The sequence below is a fragment of the Enterococcus sp. AZ197 genome, assembly GCF_050556405.1.
GTDB classification, from domain to species: Bacteria; Bacillota; Bacilli; order Lactobacillales; family Enterococcaceae; genus Enterococcus; species Enterococcus faecalis.
Window position 1 is genome coordinate 808,416 of sequence record NZ_CP187873.1, and the last position, 17,711, is coordinate 826,126.

At 38.1% G+C, this 17,711-nt stretch carries 18 protein-coding genes; 16 read left to right on the forward strand and 2 right to left on the reverse strand.

Annotated features, from left to right (window positions below; all coding sequences use genetic code 11):
• Complete coding sequence (gene recN / locus IGK82_RS04005) at window positions 1-1,674, forward strand: DNA repair protein RecN (protein WP_016622703.1); 1,674 nt, start codon at window positions 1-3, stop codon at window positions 1,672-1,674.
• Window positions 1,675-1,764: 90 nt separating this feature from the next.
• On the opposite strand, the gene IGK82_RS04010 is transcribed toward recN, so the two are convergent.
• Both IGK82_RS04010 and IGK82_RS04015 read right to left on the reverse strand, forming a co-directional pair.
• Window positions 1,765-1,875 carry a DUF4044 domain-containing protein gene (locus tag IGK82_RS04010; RefSeq protein WP_002383399.1) on the reverse strand — a complete coding sequence of 37 codons (111 nt, stop codon included), beginning with the start codon at window positions 1,873-1,875 and terminating at the stop codon, window positions 1,765-1,767.
• Window positions 1,876-1,942: 67 nt separating this feature from the next.
• The gene (locus tag IGK82_RS04015; RefSeq protein WP_002387038.1) at window positions 1,943-2,908 is read right to left on the reverse strand and encodes a magnesium transporter CorA family protein; all 966 of its coding nucleotides are present in this window, start codon (window positions 2,906-2,908) and stop codon (window positions 1,943-1,945) included.
• A 244-nt stretch (window positions 2,909-3,152) separates the two neighbouring features.
• On the opposite strand from IGK82_RS04015, the gene IGK82_RS04020 reads away from it, so the two are divergent.
• The 15 genes from IGK82_RS04020 (at window position 3,153) to IGK82_RS04090 (ending at window position 17,703) form a co-directional block, all read left to right on the forward strand.
• On the forward strand, window positions 3,153-3,545 hold the full coding sequence (locus tag IGK82_RS04020) for a DUF3397 domain-containing protein (protein WP_430605154.1): 393 nt from the start codon (window positions 3,153-3,155) through the stop codon (window positions 3,543-3,545).
• Window positions 3,546-3,778: 233 nt separating this feature from the next.
• Window positions 3,779-4,264, forward strand: coding sequence for a division/cell wall cluster transcriptional repressor MraZ (gene mraZ / locus IGK82_RS04025; RefSeq protein WP_002383402.1), 486 nt, complete (start codon window positions 3,779-3,781; stop codon window positions 4,262-4,264).
• Between the two features lie 14 nt (window positions 4,265-4,278).
• Window positions 4,279-5,235, forward strand: coding sequence for a 16S rRNA (cytosine(1402)-N(4))-methyltransferase RsmH (rsmH, locus tag IGK82_RS04030; protein ID WP_002355891.1), 957 nt, complete (start codon window positions 4,279-4,281; stop codon window positions 5,233-5,235).
• 16 nt (window positions 5,236-5,251) lie between these two features.
• Window positions 5,252-5,659, forward strand: a complete 408-nt coding sequence (gene ftsL / locus IGK82_RS04035) for a cell division protein FtsL (protein ID WP_002358883.1) — start codon at window positions 5,252-5,254, stop codon at window positions 5,657-5,659.
• Window positions 5,659-7,887 carry a penicillin-binding protein gene (locus tag IGK82_RS04040; RefSeq protein WP_010777493.1) on the forward strand — a complete coding sequence of 743 codons (2,229 nt, stop codon included), beginning with the start codon at window positions 5,659-5,661 and terminating at the stop codon, window positions 7,885-7,887. Before ftsL ends, IGK82_RS04040 begins: the two co-directional genes overlap by 1 nt.
• A gap of 26 nt (window positions 7,888-7,913) precedes the next feature.
• Window positions 7,914-8,879, forward strand: coding sequence for a phospho-N-acetylmuramoyl-pentapeptide-transferase (mraY, locus tag IGK82_RS04045; RefSeq protein WP_002355894.1), 966 nt, complete (start codon window positions 7,914-7,916; stop codon window positions 8,877-8,879).
• 22 nt (window positions 8,880-8,901) lie between these two features.
• Window positions 8,902-10,272 (forward strand): UDP-N-acetylmuramoyl-L-alanine--D-glutamate ligase, encoded by a 1,371-nt coding sequence (murD, locus tag IGK82_RS04050; RefSeq protein ID WP_002355895.1) that lies wholly within the window; start codon window positions 8,902-8,904, stop codon window positions 10,270-10,272.
• Between the two features lie 4 nt (window positions 10,273-10,276).
• Window positions 10,277-11,368 carry an undecaprenyldiphospho-muramoylpentapeptide beta-N-acetylglucosaminyltransferase gene (murG, locus tag IGK82_RS04055; RefSeq protein WP_002355896.1) on the forward strand — a complete coding sequence of 364 codons (1,092 nt, stop codon included), beginning with the start codon at window positions 10,277-10,279 and terminating at the stop codon, window positions 11,366-11,368.
• Between the two features lie 8 nt (window positions 11,369-11,376).
• Window positions 11,377-12,501 carry a cell division protein FtsQ/DivIB gene (locus IGK82_RS04060; protein WP_002368241.1) on the forward strand — a complete coding sequence of 375 codons (1,125 nt, stop codon included), beginning with the start codon at window positions 11,377-11,379 and terminating at the stop codon, window positions 12,499-12,501.
• Between the two features lie 173 nt (window positions 12,502-12,674).
• Window positions 12,675-13,997: a cell division protein FtsA gene (ftsA, locus tag IGK82_RS04065; protein WP_002355898.1), complete on the forward strand. Its 1,323-nt coding sequence runs from the start codon at window positions 12,675-12,677 to the stop codon at window positions 13,995-13,997.
• A 26-nt stretch (window positions 13,998-14,023) separates the two neighbouring features.
• The gene (ftsZ, locus tag IGK82_RS04070) at window positions 14,024-15,256 is read left to right on the forward strand and encodes a cell division protein FtsZ (RefSeq protein ID WP_002355899.1); all 1,233 of its coding nucleotides are present in this window, start codon (window positions 14,024-14,026) and stop codon (window positions 15,254-15,256) included.
• A 16-nt stretch (window positions 15,257-15,272) separates the two neighbouring features.
• A complete protein-coding gene (locus IGK82_RS04075; protein WP_002358890.1) occupies window positions 15,273-15,950 on the forward strand; it encodes a YggS family pyridoxal phosphate-dependent enzyme in 678 nt (225 codons plus the stop codon).
• Between the two features lie 13 nt (window positions 15,951-15,963).
• Window positions 15,964-16,608, forward strand: coding sequence for a cell division protein SepF (locus IGK82_RS04080; protein ID WP_002358891.1), 645 nt, complete (start codon window positions 15,964-15,966; stop codon window positions 16,606-16,608).
• 28 nt (window positions 16,609-16,636) lie between these two features.
• Window positions 16,637-16,894, forward strand: a complete 258-nt coding sequence (locus IGK82_RS04085) for a YggT family protein (protein WP_002355902.1) — start codon at window positions 16,637-16,639, stop codon at window positions 16,892-16,894.
• Window positions 16,895-16,920: 26 nt separating this feature from the next.
• Window positions 16,921-17,703 carry an RNA-binding protein gene (locus tag IGK82_RS04090; RefSeq protein WP_002355903.1) on the forward strand — a complete coding sequence of 261 codons (783 nt, stop codon included), beginning with the start codon at window positions 16,921-16,923 and terminating at the stop codon, window positions 17,701-17,703.
• The last annotated feature ends 8 nt before the right edge of the window (window positions 17,704-17,711 follow it).

Consider the following 17,711-nt stretch of genomic DNA (forward strand, 5'->3'; position numbering starts at 1 on the left):
ATGTTACAAGAACTTTCCGTGAAAAATTTTGCGATTATCTCTTCGTTACAATTAGAGTTTCAAATGGGTATGACCGTTTTAACGGGAGAAACGGGTGCGGGGAAATCCATCATTATTGATGCAATGGGATTACTCACAGGCGGACGTGGCTCCAGTGACTATATTCGTCAAGGAGCAAATAAATGCACCTTAGAAGGACTTTTTTCAATGCCGAAAAGTCAAGAATTAAAGCAATTATTAGAAGAATTAGGTATTGAAACAGAAGAAGATTCTTTAGTGATTCAACGAGATATTTCCGCTTCTGGTAAAAATGTTTGCCGTGTCAACGGACGGATTGTCAACATTACTAATTTAAAAAGAATTGGAGAATATTTAGTAGATATTCATGGCCAAAACGAACATCAAGAATTGATGCAAAGTGAACGCCATATTGATATGTTAGATGAATTTGGTGGGAAAAAACTTTTAGCAGTCAAAGAAAAATATACACAGGCGTATCAAGAGTATCGCGCACTCGAAGCCAAAGTCAGAAAGCGACAAAAAAATGAAAAAGAATTTGCCCAAAGAATGGACATGCTTCATTTTCAAAGTGATGAAATTGCTAGTGCACAGTTAGTCGCTGGCGAAGAAGAACAATTGTTAGAAGAACGCAATAAACTGAACAATTTTCAAAAGATTGCTGATGCACTGACGATTAGTTATGCCGCGCTAAATGGTGAAGACGATAGTAGTTTGGATAAAATCGGAACAAGTATGAATGAACTCGCTTCGATTGAATCCCTTGATCCAGAATATAAATCATTGTCAGATACTGTTCAAAATGCTTACTATTTACTACAAGAAGCCAGTGGAGATCTTTCTAGGTTGATTGATGGCTTAGAACTAGATGAAGGCCGCTTGAATGAAGTAGAAAATCGTTTGGAATTAATCCGTCAAATGAAACGTAAATATGGTGATTCGATCGAAACGATTTTATCTTACTATGAAGAAATTACCAAAGAGTTAGCAGAGGCTGATTTTTTGGAAGGTGGTACAGGCGACTTAGAAGCGTTGCTTGCAAAGAAACAACAAGCGGCTCATCAACAAGCATTAGCTTTACGAAAAGAACGAAAGCGCCTAGCCAAAGAGCTTGAACAACAAATTTTAACCGAATTAAAAGAACTATATTTGGAGCGAACTGAATTTGAAGTCCGCTTTACAGAACTTGAGCATTTACAAGAAAATGGCTTAGACGGAGTAGAATTTTATATTACTACTAACCCAGGGGAACCATTAAAACCGTTAGTTCGGGTGGCTTCTGGCGGAGAACTTTCGCGAGTGATGTTGGCTATGAAAACAATCTTTTCTCAAACGCAAGGGATCACTAGTATTGTTTTTGATGAAGTGGATACAGGAGTCAGTGGCCGTGTAGCACAGGCGATTGCCGATAAAATTTATCAAATTTCAGAAAATTCGCAGGTGTTGTGTATCACGCACTTGCCACAAGTGGCGGCCGTTGCCGATGAACATTATTTTATTGAAAAAGAAATTGTGGCGGGTCGGACAGAAACAAGCGTCCGAATTTTATCTGAAAAAGAGCGAGTAAACGAAATTGCACGTATGCTCGCAGGAAGTGAAATTACGAAATTAACCATTGAACATGCACAAGAGCTGTTGGCGATGGCGAAAAAATAGCCGCTCTATTTGAGCAAGTAAAAAAACAGCCCCTTCAATTGATAGAAGGGGCTGTTTTTTTACTTTTAATGTGTGAAAAAGTTCTCCAGTTTAAAGACTAAGAATCGCTGTTAAAACAGTTGAACCTACAATTGCGATCAGCATTAGCCAAACCACGACTTTCGTGATTTTTGAAAAGCGACTTTGTTCTTTGTCGTTCATAAATGACACGTCCTTTTTAATTTCTGCTAATAGTGTACAACCTTTTCCTGAAAACAGCAACCTAAAGTTATAAGAGATTCTTTTTCTTTAAAATTCGAATACTAATTACGCAGATTAAGGTAGTGATGGCAAAAATAATCCAAAAGGAATATTCATGCTCTGCAAAAGGGAGTTTCACATTCATGCCGTAAATTCCTCCGATGATGGTCGGAATGGTCAAGACAATTGTTAAGGATGTTAAAATTTTCATGACATTATTTAAGTTATTTGAAACGATTGCTGAAAAAGTATTACTAATGTTATCAACTAATTTTAGTTGTATTTTAGTCGTATTCAGTCCTTGTTCTAGTTCAATCAGAATATCCCTTAAAAATGGCAAATGTTTTTCTGGATGATTAAAAATTTCAGCGCTATATAAACGTTTTAATACTTTTAAATTATCCGTTAAAGCTGCTTCGAAATAAACTAGACTTTTTTGAATGTCCATAATCTGATACAATTGACTATTTTCTGTGGCTACTTGGAGCTCTCCTTCAAGTTTGTTGGTTTGTTGGATAAGTGCTTGTAAGTTTTTATTGAAGGAAAGGGCCATTTTCCATGAAAGGGCTAAAATTAAGGCCTTCTCAATAGAAAGATCTTGATGGGTGAACGCCTCTTTTTGAATCCCATGAACGATGTCGTTAGGCCCGTTGCTAACAGTAATTAGTTTGTTATCGATGGTTGCGATTAAAGCAATCGGCACCGTTTCTACTTGCAGATAGCCACTAGGACTGATACTAGCTTTGGGATAACGAAATAAAAGTAACGTAGGCGTTTGTAATTTTTCGTGGCGGAAGCCTTCCACTCGAGCATTTTCTTCATCATCTAAAACGCCGGTAAGATAATCTGTTGGTAAGTGGTATTGATTGACGAGACGCTCGATTTCTTCTTCTGTAGGAGATTCTACCGAAATCCAACTTAGGGCTTCATCGTCTGGTGAACAAGGTTCAAAATAGTCATTTTTCAATAATAAATAATTAATCAAAAGATTCACCCCGAATCAACATTTTTTGTTCTAAATCCATTATAATAGAAGTATGACACAATACGAGAAGAAAAGCTTATAAAAAACATTCAAAAATAAGTGGCCGCGATAGGTGAGGCCTCGTTTTGAAAATGGTTTGATAAGTAATCCGTTTTTTATATGAAAAAGCAAGCAAAAAGGGCTTTTAGCACATATATTTAAACGAAATGAAACATCTGTGTAACGTTGATGAAGTATAGTTATAGCAGGTGGAATGAAAGGATTTGTTGAGAGAATGGTGTCGTTTTCGGCAATAATGTTATTTTGGTATATTTTTCCGGTAATTGTGCTCTTTGCGTGCAATTTTCTCGTGTCCACTTTTTCCCTAACGGAACGTTGGAAAATAAAAGCACCGGATTTGGCCATTCCGTTTTTATTCATAGGGATCCATGAGTTATCCAAAGATAGTTACGATGAATCGATTATGCCGTATTTTGTGATTTCTATTTTGTTATTAGGAGTCGCTGTTGCCCTGTTTCAAGCTTATTATTATGGAGAGATTTTATATAGACGATATTTCAAGATGTTTTGGCGGTTGACGTTTTTACTAACGCTTGTGTTGTATGTGTTGCTTATCTTGCTAAATATCAGTCATTATCTACTGTAATAAAGCGTGGAGACAATAGGGGAAATACGCTGTGGGAAAATGTCCCCCACAACTCCCCACTCCGTGGGGTTTTTTTGTTATTTGTGGGGTTATTTTATAAAAAACATAGTAAAAACCTTGTTATAATAACATTTTTTGTTGGGTGATGCTTGTTACATAAAACCCTGTAAATATTACAGAAATTTTAAATAACAGTTAAAAAATAGAAGTTTTTAGATTTATAGTGGTAGAAAGTGGTGGGATGTGGTAGACTTGTTCTATCAAGTGGAAAAGCGGGTGTATTGGCTATGCTTATGGGTGAATACCAACATAATATCGATGCCAAAGGCCGCCTAATCGTTCCATCAAAGTTTCGTGAGGAACTTGGTGAAAAATTTGTGGTAACGAGAGGGATGGATGGCTGTTTATTTGGTTATCCTTTAAATGAATGGTCACAACTTGAAGCAAAACTTCAAGAAATGCCCTTAGCTAAGAAAGATGCACGTACCTTTGTACGATTCTTTTATTCCGCTGCAACAGAATGTGAGATTGATAAGCAAGGTCGTATCAATATTCCAGCGAATTTACGAACACATGCCAGTTTAGAAAAAGGCTGTGTTGTTATCGGCGTCTCTAACCGAATTGAAATTTGGAGTGACGAACGTTGGCATGCATTCTCTGATGAAGCTGAAGAAAACTTTGATGAATTAGCAGAAACAATGATTGATTTTGGATTTTAGGAATGAGGCAAATGATGACTGAAGAATTTCGCCATTACACCGTTCTTTTAAAAGAAACAGTGGATGGATTACAAGTGAAGCCGGATGGCGTATACGTAGATTGCACACTCGGTGGTGCCGGACATAGTGAATACTTACTGACACAATTGAATGAGCACGGTCATTTATATGCCTTTGATCAAGACCAAAAAGCGTTGGCACATGCTAAGACTCGTTTGCAGAAATATGTAGACAAAGGTCAAGTGACCTTCATCAAATCAAATTTTAGAAATATTAAAGAAGAATTGGCAGAACACGGGGTGTTCCATGTTGATGGAATTCTATACGATCTAGGTGTTTCTTCACCACAATTAGATGAAGCAGAACGTGGTTTTAGCTATCATCAAGACGCACCCTTAGATATGCGCATGGATCAAGACGCACCCTTGACGGCTCGCGAAGTGGTGAATACGTATAGCTATAGTGAGTTAGTAAAAATTTTCTTTCGTTATGGGGAAGAGAAATTTTCGAAACAGATTGCTCGAGAAATTGAACGTGTTCGCGAAAAGCAACCAATTGAAACAACAGGTGAACTCGTTGAGATTATTAAGACGGCGATTCCAGCTCCAGCAAGACGCAAAGGTGGACATCCTGCAAAACGAATTTTCCAGGCAATTCGCATTGCCGTTAATGATGAATTAGGGGCAGTTGAAGAGTCGCTAGAACAAGCAATTGATTTGCTAGCGAAAAATGGCAGAATCAGTGTGATTACGTTCCATTCGTTAGAAGATCGTATTGTTAAAACAATGTTTAAAGAATACAGTACGGTACAAGATTTGCCACCAGGCATTCCAGTGGTACCAGAAGAATTTCAACCAGAATTAAAAGTAATTACCAGAAAACCAATTTTACCAAGTGACAGTGAGTTATCTGAGAATAATCGTTCACGAAGTGCGAAGTTACGCATTGCCGAAAAAATAAAATCTAGATAGAGAGAGGGGTAGACACATGGCTGAATTGAAGAAAGTAAATGATTTCCATTATGAAGCACCAGAAATGGATCAGCCAACTGTGGCAACAGAGCAAGACAGAAAAATGCAAGAGGAAACACTACCTGTCCCCACTCTATTACCCAAAAAGAAACTAAAAAATGTCTCTTTACTAGAAAAATTAATCGGTGTTGTATTAGTTTGTGCAACGATTGGTATTGCAATTGCGACAATTCAAGTAAGAACGACAATTGTCCAAACCATGAACGATATTACAGAAACACAAGCAGTCATTAAAGAAAAGGAAGATAACGCTTTGAAATTGGAACAAGAAAGAAGCGAACTTTCTAAATCAGATCGAATCAAAGATGTCGCTAAAAAACAAGGACTAGAAAATAACGGCGACAATGTTAGGACTGTTAAATAATGAGTAAAAGACATAAATTTAAACAATTCATGAAAAAGAAAAACTTAAATCCGATGAACAATCGTAAAAAAGTAGGCATCATTTTATTCGCTACGAGTATTGGATTGTTCTTTTTATTTGCCTTTAGAACGACATACATTGTGGCAACAGGCAAAGTAGCCGGTGTATCACTAAAGGAAAAAACAGCTTCTCTATATGAAGGAAGCCAAGTGGTAAAAGCTAAGCGAGGATCAATTTTAGATCGATATGGTAATCCAATTGCAGAAGATGCTACTTCCTATTCGTTATATGTCGTATTATCAAAAAAATATACGGGACAAAATAATGAAAAGCTATATGCGGAGAAAAAAGACTTCGATGATATTGCTGAAATTTTAGCGAAATATACCAAACTAGACAAAAAAACAGCATTGAAATACTTGAATAATGGGATCCATGAAGATGGGTCAACACAATATCAAGTGGAATTTGGTACGGGTGGTCAAAACATCACCTTGGAAACACGCCAAAAAATTGAAGCAGATTTGAAAAAGAAAAAAATCTCAGGTGTTTATTTCAATGAACATCCAGCCAGATTATATCCCAATGGGCAGTTTGCTTCTCACTTTATTGGCTATACAAAAGCAGCCAATCCAGATGATGATAAAGAAGGCTTAGTAGGCGCGATGGGACTAGAACAGGCCTATAATGATATTTTAAGCGGAACCGATGGCCGTGTGTATTTTGAAAAAGATATTTACGGTAATGCCTTACCAGGAACTGTGGCGGAAGAGAAAAAAGCAGTGGATGGTCAAGATATTTACACAACGCTAGATAGTCGCTTGCAAAATACCTTAGAAGATTTGATGACGCAAGTTAATGAAAAATATGAACCAGTTTCCATGACTGCCATGTTAATGGAAGCAAAAACAGGCGAAATTGTTGCCATGTCTCAACGGCCAACATTTAATCCTGAAACGAAACAAGGATTAGACAATAATGGCACGTGGCAGAACCTATTGGTTGAAAGTCCGTATGAACCTGGCTCAACGCTTAAATTATTTACGTCGGCGGCTGCTATTGAGCAAGGATTGTTTAATCCAAATGAATCATTTAACCGTATAGGTGGTATCACTGTTGGTGACACCACGATTAACGACCATGATGTCGGCAATTTAAAAGACAAAACGTCTTTAACTTATCGTCAAGCTATCTCTTGGTCTAGTAATATCGGAATGGTGAACTTGGAACAACGAATGGGTGGCGACAAGTGGGTCGAATATTTGAAAAAATTTGGGTTTGGTTCAAGCACACATTCAGGTTTAACTTCAGAACACACTGGGAAACTTCCAGATAATAATATTGTTGATCGGGCCAATTCAGCTTTTGGTCAAGGGATTACGGTTACTAATTTCCAAATGATGAAAGGTTTCTCAGCTATTGCAAATGACGGTTCAATGTTGCAACCTCATTACATCAGCAAAATTGTTGACAAAAATACAGGAAAAGAAACGATTACGGAACCACAAATCGTAGGAACCCCAATCAAAGCGCAAACAGCTCAACAGATTCGTACGTACATGATTGATACTGTTGAAGACCCGACTTACGGGATTGCGTATGATATTTATAAAGTGCCAGGCTATCATGTTGCTGCCAAAACAGGAACTGCCCAGATTTCAGATGGTAAAGGGTACGTTGATGGAGCAAGTCAAGTCTTGTCTTCTGTAGTGGAAATGGTCCCAGCGGATAATCCTGAATATGTTTTGTATATTACACTTAGACAAGCAAAATCAGGTTCGCCTTCAGAAGCAATGGCGGCAATTGCAAATCCATTAATGAAATTAGCGTTAGACATTAAAGAGACAGATCCGGAAACAACGAAAGTAGCTTCTGATAAAGTCACAGTTGCTGATTATAAAAATATGACACCAGCGGAAGCGTTGGCCAATGCCAAAGTGAACGGGGTGGATCCTGTGATTATCGGTGATGGTGAAAAAATCAAGAAACAATCAACGCCGTCTGGTCAAACATTAATGCCTAATCAAAAATTGATTTTGATCACAAATGGAACGAACTATATGCCTGATTTAACCGGCTGGTCGAAGAGCGATGTTACCAAGTTTGGTGATCTATTAGGTTTGACTGTCGAGTTTAAAGGTGAAGGCTATGTGACGAAACAAAGTATCGCTGCTGAAACTGAAATTACGGAGAAAAAATTAACCGTGACTTTAGAAGGCACAGAATAATAACGTAGAATATTAGGAGAGATAACATGGAGTGGACACAGATTTTTATTCCCATAGTGGTGAGTTTTGCCATTACAGTGAGCGTAATGCCACTATTCATTGGCTATTTTCAAATGAAAAAACAAGGGCAGGTTACTCGTGAAGATGGCCCGACTTGGCATAGCGTGAAAACAGGTACCCCTACAATGGGGGGAGTCGTTTTCCTTGTAGCCAGCTTGATTACTTCATTAGCAATGGGGTTGTTTTTCCACCAATTTACGCCGTCTCTACTAATTATTCTATTTATTTTAGTATTATACGGTTTGTTAGGTTATTTAGATGATTTCATTAAAGTCTTTAAAAAACGGAACATGGGCTTGAATTCTCGTCAAAAATTAATTGGTCAAATTTTTGGTGGGTTGGTTTTCTACTTTGTTTATCGAAGTGAAGGCTTTTCAGACACCTTAGATTTGTTTGGAGTAGCAGAAGTTCCGTTAGGTATTTTTTATGGTGTGTTTATTATTTTTTGGTTAGTCGGTTTTTCTAATGCCGTGAATTTGACAGATGGGATTGATGGCTTAGTTGCTGGTTTAGGAACAATTTCATTTGGTACTTATGCAATTATTGCCTGGAAACAACAACAATTTGATGTTGTGATTATCTGCCTAAGTGTAATTGGTGGGCTGATTGGCTTTTTCCCTTATAATAGAAAACCAGCAAAAATCTTCATGGGTGATGTTGGTTCATTAGCATTAGGTGGATTGTTAGCAGCAATTTCAATTATTTTGCATCAAGAATGGACGCTACTTTTAATTGGACTTGTCTACGTTTGTGAAACAGCAAGTGTTATTTTACAAGTTGCTTCATTTAAATTATTTGGTCGACGGATTTTTAAAATGTCACCAATTCATCACCATTTTGAAATGTGTGGTTGGTCTGAATGGAAAATTGATTTTGTCTTTTGGTCTGTCGGTTTAATCTGTTCAGGAATCACATTATGGATTCTTTTCTAATCTATCAAAGGGGAAATTGACAATGAAAAAAATAACAACCTATCAAAACAAAAAAGTGTTGGTTTTAGGACTAGCTAAAAGTGGTGTCAGCGCAGCGAAACTCTTACATGAGTTAGGTGCGCTCGTTACCGTTAATGACGCAAAACAATTTGATCAAAACCCTGACGCCCAAGATTTATTAACCTTGGGTATTCGTGTTGTTACAGGGGGGCATCCAATTGAATTGTTGGATGAAGAATTTGAACTAATCGTTAAAAATCCTGGTATTCCTTATACAAATCCACTTGTGGCAGAAGCACTAACTCGGAAAATTCCTATCATAACTGAGGTGGAATTAGCAGGTCAAATTGCCGAATGTCCAATTGTCGGCATTACGGGCACCAATGGTAAAACAACCACGACCACGATGATTGGTTTACTGCTAAACGCTGACAGAACGGCTGGTGAGGCACGTTTGGCGGGAAATATTGGTTTTCCAGCGAGTACGGTGGCTCAAGAAGCAACGGCCAAGGATGATCTTGTGATGGAACTTTCTAGTTTTCAGTTAATGGGAATTGAGACGTTTCACCCACAAATTGCAGTAATTACAAATATTTTTGAAGCACACTTGGATTATCATGGTTCGCGGAAAGAATATGTTGCTGCAAAATGGGCCATTCAAAAAAACATGACCGTAGAGGACACCTTGATTTTAAATTGGAATCAAGTAGAGCTTCAAACGTTAGCTAAAACCACAGCAGCCAACGTATTGCCTTTTTCAACGAAAGAAGCAGTAGAAGGGGCTTATCTTTTAGATGGGAAATTATATTTCAATGAAGAATATATTATGCCCGCCGATGAGCTAGGGATTCCTGGTAGTCACAATATTGAAAATGCACTCGCAGCGATTTGTGTAGCTAAATTAAAAAATGTATCGAATGCTCAGATTAGACAAACTTTGACAAACTTTTCAGGCGTTCCCCATCGAACGCAATTTGTTGGCGAAGTTCAGCAAAGACGTTTTTATAACGATTCAAAAGCAACCAATATTTTAGCTACAGAGATGGCGTTAAGTGGGTTTGACAACCAAAAGCTACTTTTACTTGCGGGTGGCTTGGATCGCGGTAACTCATTTGATGAATTGGTTCCTGCTCTGCTGGGACTCAAAGCAATTGTTTTATTTGGAGAAACTAAAGAAAAATTGGCGGAAGCTGCTAAAAAAGCGAACATTGAAACAATTTTATTTGCTGAAAATGTTCAAACGGCGGTTACCATTGCCTTTGATTATTCGGAAAAAGATGATACTATTTTACTATCACCTGCTTGCGCAAGTTGGGATCAATACCCGAATTTCGAAGTACGCGGGGAAGCCTTTATGCAAGCTGTTCAACAATTAAAAGAAAGTGAAATGTGAGAAAATGAAGATACTAGTAACTGGTGGTGGCACAGGTGGGCATATCTATCCTGCGTTATCCTTCGTCGAACACGTCAAAAAAGAAGCACCTGCAACAGAATTCTTGTATGTGGGAACAGAAAATGGTCTAGAAAGTCAAATTGTGCCAAAGGCGAAAATTCCATTTAAAACGATTAAAATTCAAGGATTCAAGCGTTCGCTAAGTCCTCAAAATTTTAAAACAATTTATTTATTTTTAACAAGCATTAATAAAGCAAAAAAAATTATTCGTGAATTTCAACCAGATGTGGTCATTGGTACAGGCGGTTATGTTTCTGGTGCAGTGGTTTATGCGGCCCACCAATTAAAAATACCGACAATTATTCATGAACAAAATAGTATCCCCGGAATGACAAATAAATTTTTAAGTCGTTATGTGGATAAAATTGCGATTTGTTTTCCAGATGTCGCTAGTTTTTTCCCGAAAGAAAAAACAATTTTAACAGGGAACCCGCGGGGACAAGAAGTCGTAACGGTGGAAAAGTCAGCTATTTTATCAGAGTTTGGCTTGGATCCAGCAAAGAAAACGGTGGTTTTATTTGGCGGAAGTCGTGGTGCCTTGAAAATCAATCAAGCGTTTGAACAGGCCTTTCCTTTGTTTGAAGAGAGAGAGTATCAAGTTTTATACGCTTCAGGAGAAAGATATTATCAGGAACTTCAAGAAAGTCTAAAGCTTTCTGAAAAGAAATTGACAAACATAAGTGTGCAACCGTATATTGATAAAATGGTTGAAGTGATGGCTAATACCGATTTAATGGTGGGACGTGCAGGAGCAACCTCAATTGCGGAGTTCACCGCATTAGGATTACCAGCAATTTTAATTCCGAGTCCTTACGTCACGAATGATCATCAAACGAAAAACGCGCAAAGCTTAGTAAAAGTTGGTGCTGTTGAAATGATTCCAGATGCAGAATTGACCGGCGCTCGTTTAGTTGCGGCAATTGATGATATTTTATTAAACAATGAAAAAAGACAACAGATGGCAACGGCGTCCAAAGGGGAAGGCATCCCAGATGCAAGTGATCGTTTGTATCAAGTTGTGAAAACGTTAGTCTGAGATAGGAGGTGTGGAAGATTAGTAACGAGAACGATATATTCAAAAAAAGAAAACCATTACCTCCAAAAAAATCGGAAGAGTCTCAACCTGAACTGACACCTTGGCAAAAACAAAACCAAGAATATTTGAAGAAGCAAGCGGAAGAAGCTGCTTCAAAAGGTGAAAACGAACAAGCAGAAGTCACCATCACTTTACAAGAACAAAGTCAAGAAGAGCCTCAACAACATCTTCCACAAGAAACAGTGGAAGAAGAGGAGCATTTTGCAGATCGTTTACCGAACGTTAAGAAAACACGGAACAAGCGCTTATATAGGCGTTTAGCCTTTATTTTAACTTGTTTAGGGACAGCCATTTTAGTGGCATTGTATTTTGTTTCGCCTCTTAGTCGATTGAGTGAAGTAACAGTTTCAGGTAACAAAAGTGTGGAGAGTCAAGCGATTATTCAGCAGTCAAAACTTGAAACGGGCAGTGGCTTATGGGAGCAGTATTCAAATAGAAATTATTTTTCTGCAAATATTCAGAAAAAGTTTCCAATTATAAAAAAGGCGAACATTAAGTTAAATGGTATTAATTCATTTAAAATTGATATTCAAGAGTATCAAATTGTCGCTCTTGCTGCGACTAAAGGCGGCTATCATCCGATTTTAGAGAATGGTAAAACTTTGGCGGAAACCACCAAGGCTGCTGAAAGTGGCAAACCAATTTTTGAGAATTTCAAAGAGGATAAATTAATCCCTGAATTAATGGCCTCTTACAACAAATTACCTCAAGAAATTAAACAAGGAATTTCAGAAATTAAATATGCACCATCCAAAACCAATAAAGACTTGATTAATGTCTATATGAATGATGGAAACCGAGTGATTGTTAATATTTCTGATTTAAGTGAGAAAATGGCTTATTATTCACAAGTAGCCGAACAAATGGACAAACCTGGAATCGTTGATATGGAAGTCGGCATTTTTTCTTATCCGTATGAAAAAGAAAGTGAAGAAACGGGCAGTGAAGTTTCCGAAGATTCAGCGGTTGAAAATCAAGAAGTTGTGGACCCAAATGCAGGCGTAGCAACGGATGAAGCGAATAACGGTACGCCGACAAATGGAGAAAATCAAGAAGTGCAACAAGCAGAATAAGTTTTTTACAAAAATGTTTCAAAAATTAACGAACAAATTCGTATAATCTGCTTTCTAAAACCCCCATTTTTATGGTAAAATTGGAAGAAGTGAATAATACTAAAAAAGAGATAGTTAAACGGACGCCTTTGTCCGCTTAGATATTGGAATTAATAGGAGGAGGAATTCCGTTCATGGCAAAAACAGGAATGTATGTAGGCCTCGATATTGGTACAACTTCTGTCAAAGTAGTTGTCGCTGAATATATTGAAGGTCAAATGAACATCATCGGCGTTGGAAATGCAAAATCAGACGGTTTGAATCGAGGGATTGTCGTCGATATTGATCAAACAGTTCAAGCAATCCAACGGGCCGTTCGACAAGCCGAAGAAAAAGCCGGCATTCAAATTAAAAGCGTAAATGTTGGATTACCAGCGAATTTATTAGAAGTAGAAAGCTGTCAAGGAATGATAGCTGTTAGCAGTGAATCAAAAGAAATTACAGATGAGGATGTGCGCAACGTCGCATCTGCAGCTTTGGTTCGTTCAACTCCTCCTGAACGTCAAATTGTTGCAATCTTACCGCAAGACTTTACCGTCGACGGCTTTGAAGGCATCAAAGACCCACGTGGAATGCTTGGCGTTCGCATGGAGATGTTTGGCGTTGTCTATACTGGACCAAAAACAATCATCCATAACATCCGTAAATGTGTTGAAAAAGCTGGCTTAGGAATTAACGAATTAGTGATTACACCGCTTGCTTTAACGGAAACAATTTTAACAGATGGCGAAAAAGACTTTGGAACAATTGTCATTGATATGGGTGGCGGTCAAACAACGACATCTGTTATCCACGACAAACAATTGAAATTTACTCATGTTAACCAAGAAGGCGGCGAGTTCATCACGAAAGATATCTCAATCGTATTGAATACTTCTTTTAACAACGCCGAAGCCTTAAAAATTAATTATGGGGATGCTTATCCAGAAAGAACTTCAGCAAACGAAGAGTTTCCTGTTGATGTTATCGGTAAGTCAGAGCCTGTAAGAGTGGACGAACGTTACCTTTCAGAAATTATTGAAGCGCGTGTGGAACAAATTTTGAGAAAATCAAAAGAAGTTCTGGATGAAATTGATGCGTTTGAATTACCTGGAGGCGTTGTGTTAACTGGTGGCGCCGCTAGTATGCCAGGTATTGTCGATTTGGCGCAAGAAATTTTTGAAGCCAACGTAAAACTATACGTACCAAATCACATGGGCTTACGTAACCCAGTCTTTGCTAATGTCATTAGCATTGTGGAATATTCAGCGCAACTAAACGATATTTATCACATTGCCAAATATGCAATCCCTGGTGAAAAATCGAAACCAGCACAATCAGTCGCTGTCCAACAAGAAGTTCGCTATGACACATATGCTGAACAGCCTCAAGAAGAATACGAAGAATTCAACGAACGTGAGTCTGGTGAAAAAGTGACAGGCAAAATCAAAGACTTCTTCTCGAACATTTTCGACTAATCACACAAACAGGAGGATACGATATCATGGAATTTTCATTAGACAATAACATTAACAACGGTGCAGTCATTAAAGTTATCGGTGTAGGTGGCGGTGGCGGAAACGCTGTAAACCGTATGATCGAAGAAAACGTTAAAGGCGTGGAATTTATCACAGCCAATACAGACGTTCAAGCATTAAAACATTCAAAAGCAGAAACAGTGATTCAATTAGGCCCTAAATACACTCGTGGTTTAGGTGCTGGTTCACAACCTGAAGTTGGCCAAAAAGCTGCAGAAGAAAGTGAACAAGTGATTTCAGAATCATTACAAGGCGCGGATATGATTTTCATTACTGCTGGTATGGGTGGCGGAACTGGTACAGGTGCTGCCCCAGTAGTTGCAAAAATCGCTAAAGAATTAGGCGCTTTAACAGTTGGTGTAGTAACTCGTCCATTTAGTTTTGAAGGTCCAAAACGTGGTCGTTTTGCCGCTGAAGGAATTGCCTTATTAAAAGAAAACGTTGATACACTACTAATTATCTCAAACAACCGCTTATTAGAAGTCGTTGACAAGAAAACGCCAATGCTTGAAGCATTTAGAGAAGCTGATAATGTATTACGTCAAGGTGTTCAAGGGATTTCAGATTTAATCACTGCACCAGGTTACGTAAACTTGGACTTTGCTGACGTGAAAACAGTGATGGAAAACCAAGGAACAGCTTTAATGGGAATTGGTGTAGCGAGCGGCGAAGAACGCGTAATTGAAGCAACGAAAAAAGCTATTTCTTCACCATTGTTAGAAACATCAATCGATGGTGCGGAACAAGTCTTATTAAACATTACTGGTGGCTTAGATATGACCTTGTTTGAAGCGCAAGATGCTTCAGATATCGTGACAAATGCTGCTTCAGGTGATGTGAACATCATCCTAGGTACATCAATCAACGAAGATTTAGGCGACGAAATTCGTGTAACAGTAATCGCTACAGGTATTGATGAATCAAAAAAGGATAGAAAACCGCACCGTCAAACAAGACAAGCGGTTCAACCAATGCAACAAACAACTCAATCTGTGGAAATGGATCAACCAAAATCACAAGAAGAAGCAAGTGCTTTTGGCGATTGGGATATTCGCAGAGAACAAAATACACGTCCAAAAGTTGATGAATCTTCATTAGAACAAGTAGACAAAAAAGAATTTGACACATTCCACCGTGAAGAACCAAATCACAATGATGACGAATTAAGTACGCCACCATTTTTCCGCAGAAAACGATAAGGAGCATCGATTAGAAATGATAGCTGAAAACTTAACAAATATTAATAATCAACTTCAGCTAGCATGCAAAAGCTCACAGCGCTCTGTTGCTGATGTGACAATGATTGGCGTCACTAAATCAGTAGGAATTGAGGAAGCAGCAGAGCTTGTTCAGCTTGGTGTCCAGAATTTAGCTGAAAACCGAGTAGATAAGTTACTAGAAAAGAAAGCTGGATTGGAAAAATTTAATGATATTCAGTGGCATTTAATTGGTAATTTACAACGTAGGAAGGTAAAATTAATTATTAATGAGATAGATTATTTTCATGCATTAGATAGTCTGAGTCTAGCCAAAGAAATTCAAAAAAGAGCAACGAAAGTTATTCGTTGTTTTGTTGAAGTGAATATAACTGGGGAAGAAAGCAAGCACGGCTTTCGTAAAGAAGACGTCTTACCTTTCATTCAAGAACTTGCTGATTTGGACAAAATTCAAATCGTCGGTCTAATGACTATGGCACCTTTTGGGGCAAGTGAAGAAGTATTACATGCAACATTTAGAGAATTAAAAGAGCTGCAAATGACCGTAAATGAGAAACATTTATCTTTTGCTCCTTGTACAGAACTTAGCATGGGAATGAGTAACGATTTCCCAATCGCAGTTGAAGAAGGTGCAACTTTTATACGAATCGGAACAGCGTTATTCAGAGATGCGTAAAGGAGAGGAATTTATGTCAATTTTTAACAAGGATGCGTTATCGAGCTTTTTTGGCTTATCTGGCGAAGAAGATGATTATTATGATAACTACGAAGAATATGAAGAGCGCAAAGCAGTTAATGAACCACCGCGTCGTGCAGCTCGGCCTAAACCACAACGCCCTGTTCAACAACAGGAAAGTTACAATCAGCCAGCTTATACACAACAAAGTGAGCCTGTAGTTGAAAAACCTTCTGCACGCTATCGTTCTGCTGAAGCGCATCAAGAAAGAGACACACAACAAGCTGCTTACACAGAGAAAAAAGTGGTTTCTATGCGTAGTTCTAATCAATCAGCGACTACGAATACAAGACGAGCACAAGAAAGCACCGCCAATGCAAAAACACATAAAATTACTATTATTGAACCACGTGTGTATTCAGAAGCAATGAGCATTGCGAAACATTTATTTGCTGAAGAAGCTGTGCTAGTTAATTTTACATTAGTAGAAGAAGACCAAGCACGACGCATCGTTGATTTCTTAACTGGTACTGTGTATGCTTTAGACGGAGATATTCAGCGCGTTGGCAATGAAATCTTCTTATGCACACCAGCGAATATGGAAATTGATAGTGCGACAGCACAATCTTTAGCCAACAAACAATTCTTTGATTTCTAAGCCTTAGGGAGGTGTTATTATCGCAACACTGATTACTCTATTATACAAAGGCGTTCAAATCTATTCAGGATTACTAGTGATTTACGCGCTACTTTCATGGTTTCCAGGAGCATATGATTCTGCTTTCGGGCGTTTGCTCTCTAGAATTTGTGAACCATACTTAAGTTTGTTTGACCGTTTGAATTTAAGGATTGGAATGGTTGGATTTAACGTAATGGTAGGGATTATTGTCCTTAACCTAGCAGCGGGTGGCTTAGCAGTCATTTTACGAGCTATTGTTTATTAATAACTTTTAGAAAGGATGATTTATCTATGAACGCAAATGTGTATCAACATTTCCGCAAAGATGAACATCCTTTTATTGACACTGTCGGGGATTGGCTAGAGCAAGTGGAGATGCAATACGCGCCTTATTTGACAGACTTTCTTGATCCTAGACAGGCGTATATTTTGGAAACGTTGATTCGACAAAACAGTGATTTATCGTTTACTTTTTATGGTGGTTATGAGCAAGCAGAACGAAAACGCTGCTTGATTTATCCAGCGTATTACATACCAGAAGAGACAGATTTTGGTGTTGTATTATTTGAAATTATTTATCCATCTAAATTTGCGACATTATCTCATGGGAAAATTTTAGGCACCTTGATGAATGTTGGGGTTCGTAGGGAAGCCTTTGGAGATATTATTTCCGATGGTGATAAGTGGCAGGTTTTTATAGCACAAGAAGTAGCTGGCTTCGTTGTTAACCAAGTCGACAAAATTGGTAAAATTACTGTTCGCTTAGAAGAACGGGATTATACACAAATTTTGATACCGAAGGATGGTTGGCAAGAAGAGCGAACGACTATGAGCTCTTTGCGGCTGGATAGTGTGATTTCCGCCGTATTTAATATTTCAAGGCAGCGATCAAAACAATTGATCGAATCTGGTAAAGTAAAAGTCAATTGGACAGAAACGACACGACCAGATTTTGCTTTAGACTTATTAGATATTGTTTCGATACGGGGATTTGGGCGCCTTCAGATTCAAGAATTAGAAGGAAAAACAAAGAAAGAAAAATTTCGTGTCCTCTTAGGGGTATTGAGAAAATAATCTCGAAC

What these genes read in the sequence shown, in the direction of transcription:
- ftsL (WP_002358883.1), top strand. Translation starts at nt 5,252, where the DNA reads ATGGCTGAATTGAAGAAAGTAAATGATTTCCATTATGAAGCACCAGAA.
- mraY (WP_002355894.1), top strand. Translation starts at nt 7,914, where the DNA reads ATGGAGTGGACACAGATTTTTATTCCCATAGTGGTGAGTTTTGCCATT.
- recN (WP_016622703.1), top strand. Translation starts at nt 1, where the DNA reads ATGTTACAAGAACTTTCCGTGAAAAATTTTGCGATTATCTCTTCGTTA.
- murD (WP_002355895.1), top strand. Translation starts at nt 8,902, where the DNA reads ATGAAAAAAATAACAACCTATCAAAACAAAAAAGTGTTGGTTTTAGGA.
- IGK82_RS04075 (WP_002358890.1), top strand. Translation starts at nt 15,273, where the DNA reads ATGATAGCTGAAAACTTAACAAATATTAATAATCAACTTCAGCTAGCA.
- IGK82_RS04090 (WP_002355903.1), top strand. Translation starts at nt 16,921, where the DNA reads ATGAACGCAAATGTGTATCAACATTTCCGCAAAGATGAACATCCTTTT.
- ftsZ (WP_002355899.1), top strand. Translation starts at nt 14,024, where the DNA reads ATGGAATTTTCATTAGACAATAACATTAACAACGGTGCAGTCATTAAA.
- ftsA (WP_002355898.1), top strand. Translation starts at nt 12,675, where the DNA reads ATGGCAAAAACAGGAATGTATGTAGGCCTCGATATTGGTACAACTTCT.
- IGK82_RS04080 (WP_002358891.1), top strand. Translation starts at nt 15,964, where the DNA reads ATGTCAATTTTTAACAAGGATGCGTTATCGAGCTTTTTTGGCTTATCT.
- rsmH (WP_002355891.1), top strand. Translation starts at nt 4,279, where the DNA reads ATGACTGAAGAATTTCGCCATTACACCGTTCTTTTAAAAGAAACAGTG.
- IGK82_RS04040 (WP_010777493.1), top strand. Translation starts at nt 5,659, where the DNA reads ATGAGTAAAAGACATAAATTTAAACAATTCATGAAAAAGAAAAACTTA.
- IGK82_RS04010 (WP_002383399.1), bottom strand. Translation starts at nt 1,875, where the DNA reads ATGAACGACAAAGAACAAAGTCGCTTTTCAAAAATCACGAAAGTCGTG.
- murG (WP_002355896.1), top strand. Translation starts at nt 10,277, where the DNA reads ATGAAGATACTAGTAACTGGTGGTGGCACAGGTGGGCATATCTATCCT.
- IGK82_RS04020 (WP_430605154.1), top strand. Translation starts at nt 3,153, where the DNA reads ATGAAAGGATTTGTTGAGAGAATGGTGTCGTTTTCGGCAATAATGTTA.